Origin of the sequence: Mycobacterium sp. (genome assembly GCF_052145595.1) — a bacterium.
Taxonomy (GTDB): Bacteria; Actinomycetota; Actinomycetes; order Mycobacteriales; family Mycobacteriaceae; genus Mycobacterium.
The window spans coordinates 1-6,342 of sequence record NZ_JBKQOI010000026.1 but is presented as its reverse complement, the minus strand read 5'-3'; the positions used below and the strand labels follow the sequence as shown (position 1 = coordinate 6,342).

The following is a 6,342-nucleotide window of genomic DNA, read 5'->3' as shown; positions in this document are numbered from 1 at the left end:
CCAGGCACGCCGCCGCTCGCTACCCGACAAGGAGCTGTGTCGCAAGTAACCTTGTGTGATGCCTGTGCAACGTGTGGTTCGTGTGGTCGCCACTGTGCTGACCGTCGCGGTCGTTTTCGGCACCGGGTTCGCGTGGAGCAACGTGCGGGCCGTCGAAGACGGCATCTTCCACATGTCCTCGCCCTCGCTGGGCAAGGGCGGCGACGACGGCGCGATTGACATCCTGCTGGTCGGCCTGGACAGCCGTACCGACGCCCACGGCAACCCGCTGTCGGCCGAGGAGCTGGCGACACTGCGGGCCGGCGACGATGAATCGACCAACACCGACACGATCATCCTGGTCCGGATTCCCAACAACGGGAAGTCGGCGACCGCGATCTCGATTCCGCGCGACTCCTATGTCGCGGCCCCCGGCCTGGGCAAGACCAAGATCAACGGCGTCTACGGCCAGACCCGGGAGGCCAAGCGGACCAGCCTGGTCAAGGCCGGTGATTCCGCCGAGGACGCCACGGCGCAGGGCACCGAGGCCGGCCGGGATGCCCTGATCAAGACGGTCGCCGATCTCACCGGAGTCACCGTCGACCATTACGCGGAGATCGGGCTGCTCGGTTTCGCACTGATCACCGACGCGCTCGGCGGCGTCCAGGTCTGCCTCAAAGAGCCCGTGTTCGAACCACTTTCGGGTGCTGACTTTCCGGCCGGCCAGCAAAAGCTCAACGGTCCACAAGCGCTCAGCTTCGTGCGACAGCGGCACGACCTACCCCGCGGCGACTTGGACCGGGTGGTGCGCCAACAGGCGGTGATGGCTTCGCTGGCGCACTCGATCATCTCGAGTAAGACGCTGTCCAGCCCCACGACGGTAAGGCGGCTCGAGGCTGCCGTCCAGCGCTCGGTGGTGATCTCCTCGGGTTGGGACGTTATGGATTTCGTTCAGCAGCTGTCGAAGCTGGCCGGGGGTAAGGTCGCCTTCGCCACCATTCCGGTTCTCGACGGAGCCGGCTGGAGCGACGACGGCATGCAGAGTGTCGTGCGGGTGGACCCGCATAAGGTCCAGGACTGGGTCGCCGGGCTGCTGGACGACCAGGCTCACGGCAAAACCGAGGAAATCGCCTACACCCCCGCCAAGACCACCGCCAGCGTGGTCAATGACACAGACATCAACGGACTGGCGGCGGCGGTGTCAGACGTGTTGAGCTCCAAGGGATTTAGCACAGGCACCGTCGGCAACAACGAGGGCGGCCACGTGAAGGCCAGTCAGGTGCGGGCCGCCAAGGCCGACGACCTGGGCGCACAGCAGATCTCCAAGGAACTTGGCGGGTTGCCGGTCGTCGCCGATACGTCGTTGGCGCCGGGATCAGTCCGGGTGGTGCTGGCCAACGACTACACCGGTCCGGGTTCGGGGCTTTCCGGTGGCGAATCCGTGACACCCGCACGTGCGGCGAACCCGGGAGCGCCCGCCGACCCCAACGTTCCGGCGACGTCGCCAATCCTCACCGCCGGCTCCGACAAGCCGGAGTGCATCAACTGAGCGCGCTGACAACGCTTAGCGCAGCAATCCTGGATCCGATGTTGCGGGCCGACCCGGTCGGCCCGCGCATCACGTACTACGACGATGCCACCGGCGAGCGCATCGAATTGTCGGCGGTGACACTGGCCAACTGGGCCGCCAAGACCGGCAACCTGTTACGCGACGAGATGGGCGCCGGGCCGGCCAGCCGGGTCGCGATCCTGCTGCCGGCCCATTGGCAGACGGCGGCGGTCCTGTTCGGTGTGTGGTGGATCGGCGCGGAGGCGGTGCTCGGGACGGCTCCGGCCGATGTGGCGCTGTGCACCGCCGATCGGCTGGACGGGGCCGACTCGGCCGTCAACCCCGGCGGGGAGGTGGCGGTGCTGTCGCTGGATCCGTTCGGCCGCCCGGTACCCAACCTGGCGATCGGCGTCACGGACTATGCGACCGCGGTGCGGGTGCACGGCGACCAGATCGTTCCGGAGCGCCATCCGGGCCCGGCGCTCGCGGGTCGGTCAGTCGACGAGATCCTGGCCGACTGTGAGAGTTCGGCGGCGGCAAGGGGTTTGACGGGCAGTGACCGGGTGCTTTCCAGCGCGTCGTGGACGCGGCCCGGCGATTTGGTCGACGGCCTGCTGTCGATCCTGGCCGTCGGCGCGTCGTTGGTGCAGGTGGCCGACCCCGATCCGGCGAAGCTGGCGCGCAGAATCGAGACCGAAAAGGTCACCCGGGTGCTCTGAGCCGGATGGCCGCTCCCGGTACCGGCTCACGCACCGGTTTGGTTCTCGGCGGCATGGTCTTTCAGCAAGCGCTTGAGCACCTTCCCGCCGGCGTTGCGGGGCAGCGCATCGACAAAGACCACGTCGCGTGGAACCTTGAAGCGGGCCAACCGATTTCGTACGTAGTCTTTGACATCATGCTCGGTCAGTGACGCGCCCGGTCGCACCGCGATGTAGCTGCGCAGACGCTGCCCGAACTCCTCGTCGCTGACGCCGACGACCGCGACGTCGAGGATGTCGGGGTGATGCGCGAGCGCCTCTTCGACCTCGCCCGGGAACACGTTCTCGCCCCCGGAGACGATCATCTCGTCGTCGCGACCGTCGATGAACAGCCTGCCGACCGAATCGAAATGTCCGACGTCGCCGGTGGACATCAGGCCCTCGATCGACTCCTTCGTGCCCCCGCCGGTGTATCCCTCGAAGGCCAGCACGTTGCCGACGAAGATCCGCCCCGGCGTTCCCGGGGGAGCCTCGTGGCGGTCGTCGGTGAAAATCTTGACGACCGACCCGGGAACCACGCCACCGACGCAGCCCGGCTCGACTGCCAGATCGTCGGGCGTGGCGATGGTGGCGTAGGCGACCTCGGTGGACCCGTACATGTTGTAGACCACCGGCCCCAGCGCCTCGATCGCCCGCGTGGCCAGCGCGGCCCCGAGCTGCGACCCGCCGACGAACACGATGCGCAGCGTCGACAGATCCTGGTCGGCGAGGGCCTGGGGACCCAGATCGAGAATGCGCCGCAGCATGATCGGCACGACGATCATCGCGCTGGCCCGGTGTGCGGCCACGCTGGCCAGGGCCCGCTGGGGATCGAAATGGCGGCGTAGCACCAGGGTGGAGCCCAGCACCATCGCGTACATCGCATGGCTGAAACCCAGCGAATGGAACAGCGGGACACAGCATTCGGTGACTTCTCGGCCGCGGAACGGCACCTTGCCGAGCAGGCCACCGACCGGTATCAGCGAGTAGGGCTCAGAACGCGCGGCACCCTTTGGGGCGCCGGTCGTCCCGCTGGTCGAAATGACGATCTTGGGCCGGCCGCCGGATTTGGGCGGCGGGCTGGTGTCCCCGAGCCCGATCAGGGCTTCGAGGGTGTCGGGACCGGGCGTTTCCGTCCATGCCCGAATCCGGCCCAGCCTCGGGTGGACATCCGCGACGACGTCGCTGTACTCGTCGTCGTGGACGAGGAGGTCACAGGGATTGGGGCCCTCGCGGGCAACCATCTCGGTGAGTTGCGCGCTGCCGAAGCCGGTGTTGAGCAGCAGCACACCTGCGCCGCACTTGCCGGCGGCGAAGACGGCTTCCAGGAAGCCCCGGTGATTGCCGGCCAGGATCGCCACGCTGGCACCCGGGCCAAGCCCGCGCCGGCGCCACTGGTTGGCCAAAGCGTTGGTCCGGCTGTCCAGGTCGCCGAAACTCAGCGCGCCACGCTCATCGATCAGCGCCACGCCGTCGCGATCCCGGGCAGCGGTGATCACCGTCGCCGCCCCCAGCAGGCCGTAGCGGTCGAGCGCGCGCAGCACCGGGCGGATTCGAGCGGACGGGACCAACCGCAACCCTGCGGATCGCGCAAACAGCAGCAACGACCAGGTTTCCAGCCCGAGTCGCCGGATTATTTTCGCAGCCATCGTCTTCACCATGCCTTTCGCCCCGGCCACAGATAAGGGCGCAACGCCACTCCGGCGGGGGTCTTTGGTCACCGTGCCCGCCCGCCTTACCGGCGTTCGGCACCGAGCCCCGGGATGCGCCGGAGCGCTCCTCGTTATTCTGGCTAACCAGTAGACCGAAGGGAATTTCGCGTGGGGCGCACCGACAACGACAGCTGGGACCTGGCGACCAGTGTGGGAGCCACCGCCACCATGGTGGCCGCGGGACGAGCCAGGGCCACCAGGGCCGCGCTGATCGATGATCGCTTCGCCGAGCCGCTGGTGCGCGCCGTGGGCGTCGACTTCTTCACCCGGTGGGCCGCCGGGGAACTCGACACCGCCGATGTCGACGACCCCGGTGCGGCGTGGGGCATGCAACGCATGACCGACCTACTGGCGGCACGCACCCGCTATATCGACGCGTTCTTCTCCGAGGCGGCCATGGCGGGCATCCGCCAGGTGGTCCTCTTGGCCGCCGGCCTCGACGCACGGGGATACCGACTGCCCTGGGCGCCGGGAACGACGGTGTTCGAGATCGACCAGCCGCAAGTCATCGAATTCAAGACCACCACGATCGGCGCGCTCGGCGCACAGCCCACGGCCGACGTCCGGGCCGTCGCCATCGACCTGCGCCACGATTGGCCGTCGGCTCTGCGACAGGCGGGGTTCGATGCCGGGCAACCCGCCGCGTGGGCCGCCGAGGGCCTGCTCGGGTTCCTGCCGGCCGACGCCCAGGATCGGTTGCTGGACAACATCACCGCGCTCAGCGCGGACGGCAGCCGGCTGGTGGCCGAAGTATTCATGAATTCCGTGGCCAACCTCCAGGCGCTGAACGGCGCCACCCTGCTCTGGCGTGAGCGGGGTCTCGACGTCGAGCTGGAAAACCTCGGCTTCCCCGGCGACCGCAACGACGTGGCAACCTACCTGGGTGAGCATGGCTGGCGCGTGGATCGCACACCACTGAATCAGTTGTTGGCCGACAACGGGTTACCGCTGCAGTCCAGTGACCCTGAAGCCCCGTTCGCCAGGAACTACTACTGCACCGCGGTGTTGCACGAACGAAAGGCCGGTTGATGCCAAACAGCAAGCCCGCCAAGCCACTCGACGGATTCCGGGTACTCGATTTCACCCAGAACATAGCCGGACCGATGGCCGGACAGGTGCTGGCCGACCTGGGCGCCGAGGTCATCAAGATCGAGGCGCCCGTCGGTGAGGCGGCCCGGCACATCACCGCTGTCCTTCCGGGGCGCCCGCCGCTGGCCACGTTGTTTCTACCCCACAACCGGGGCAAGAAGTCGGTGGTAGCAGACCTCACCAGCGAGGAAACCAAGCAGCAGATACTGCGGCTGGTCGATACCGCAGACGTTGTGCTGGAAGGGTTTCGTCCCGGGGTGATGGAACGCCTGGGCCTGGGCCCCGACGAGTTGCGGTCCCGCAAACCCAAACTCATCTACGCGCGCCTTTCGGCGTACGGCGGCAACGGCCCGCACGGCAGCCGACCGGGCGTCGACCTCATGGTCGCGGCCGAGTCGGGCATGACCACCGGAATGCCCACACCGACCGGCAAACCGCAGATCATCCCGTTTCAACTAGTCGACGCCGCCAGCGGTCACGTGCTGGCCCAGGCGGTGTTGGCGGCGCTGCTCAACCGGGAGCGCCACGGAGTGGGCGACGTCGTGCAAGTCGCGATGTACGACGTCGCGGTTAGCCTGCAGGCCAGTCAACTAACCATCCACCTGAACAAGCCGAGCGACGCGCCTAAACCAGAATCAACACCAAAGGCTAAGCGGCGCAAGGGGGTTGGCTTCGCCACGCAGCCATCGGACGCATTCAAGGCCGCCGACGGGTACCTGGTGATCAGCGCGTATGTGCCCAAGCACTGGGCCAAGCTGTGCCAGATCATCGGCCAGCCCGATCTGCTGGACGACGAGCGGTTCATCGACCAGCGCTCGCGCGCAATGAATTACCCCGAGTTGACCGAGGAACTCGAGTCCGCGCTGGCCGCAAAGACCGCGGCCGAATGGGTGGAGTTGCTACAGGAAGGCGGCCTGATGGCCTGCCATGCCTACACCTGGAAGCAGGTGGTCGACACCCCGCTGTTCGCCGAGAACGAACTTGCCCTGCAAGTCGGCAGCGGTGACGACGCGGTCACGGTGATCCGCACCCCAGCGCGCTATTCGAGCTTCGACGCCGCGGCCACCGATCCCCCGCCCGCCCTCGGGCAGCACAACGACGTGTTTCTCACCACACCAGAACCCGCGTCGTAGCCGGACGTCCTCGAGCGAGTGCCAGTCGGAGTTCAGACGCTGGGAAGGCGCACCACCTGAACGAAGAACTCGTCGATCTGGCGGACGGCACTCATGAACTGGTCGAGGTCGACCGGCTTGGTGACGTAGGCGTTGGCGTGCAG

The 6,342-nt window shown here is 67.4% G+C and carries 5 protein-coding genes and 1 pseudogene; 4 read left to right on the top strand and 2 right to left on the bottom strand.

Annotation, left to right across the window (positions count from 1 at the left end; genetic code table 11):
• Positions 1-55 precede the first annotated feature (55 nt).
• Positions 56-1,528 carry an LCP family protein gene (locus ACLP4W_RS01925; protein WP_442383582.1) on the top strand — a complete coding sequence of 491 codons (1,473 nt, stop codon included), beginning with the start codon at positions 56-58 and terminating at the stop codon, positions 1,526-1,528.
• Positions 1,516-2,247 (top strand): TIGR03089 family protein, encoded by a 732-nt coding sequence (locus tag ACLP4W_RS01920; protein ID WP_442383580.1) that lies wholly within the window; start codon positions 1,516-1,518, stop codon positions 2,245-2,247. The genes ACLP4W_RS01925 and ACLP4W_RS01920 overlap by 13 nt, the downstream gene beginning before the upstream one ends.
• A gap of 26 nt (positions 2,248-2,273) precedes the next feature.
• Here ACLP4W_RS01920 and ACLP4W_RS01915 read toward each other — a convergent pair whose 3' ends face one another.
• The gene (locus ACLP4W_RS01915) at positions 2,274-3,914 is read right to left on the bottom strand and encodes an AMP-binding protein (RefSeq protein WP_442383578.1); all 1,641 of its coding nucleotides are present in this window, start codon (positions 3,912-3,914) and stop codon (positions 2,274-2,276) included.
• Between the two features lie 171 nt (positions 3,915-4,085).
• Between ACLP4W_RS01915 and ACLP4W_RS01910 the strand changes: the two genes are divergently transcribed.
• Together ACLP4W_RS01910 and ACLP4W_RS01905 are read left to right on the top strand one after the other, a co-directional pair.
• Positions 4,086-5,006: a class I SAM-dependent methyltransferase gene (locus ACLP4W_RS01910; protein WP_442383576.1), complete on the top strand. Its 921-nt coding sequence runs from the start codon at positions 4,086-4,088 to the stop codon at positions 5,004-5,006.
• Positions 5,006-6,199: a CoA transferase gene (locus tag ACLP4W_RS01905; RefSeq protein WP_442383575.1), complete on the top strand. Its 1,194-nt coding sequence runs from the start codon at positions 5,006-5,008 to the stop codon at positions 6,197-6,199. The genes ACLP4W_RS01910 and ACLP4W_RS01905 overlap by 1 nt, the downstream gene beginning before the upstream one ends.
• A gap of 32 nt (positions 6,200-6,231) precedes the next feature.
• On the opposite strand, the pseudogene ACLP4W_RS01900 reads toward ACLP4W_RS01905, so the two are convergent.
• A pseudogene (locus tag ACLP4W_RS01900) lies at positions 6,232-6,342 on the bottom strand (response regulator); the annotation flags it as partial.

Coding starts and splice junctions, on each gene's coding strand:
- ACLP4W_RS01905 (WP_442383575.1), top strand. CDS start 5,006: ATGCCAAACAGCAAGCCCGCCAAGCCACTCGACGGATTCCGGGTACTC.
- ACLP4W_RS01915 (WP_442383578.1), bottom strand. CDS start 3,914: ATGGCTGCGAAAATAATCCGGCGACTCGGGCTGGAAACCTGGTCGTTG.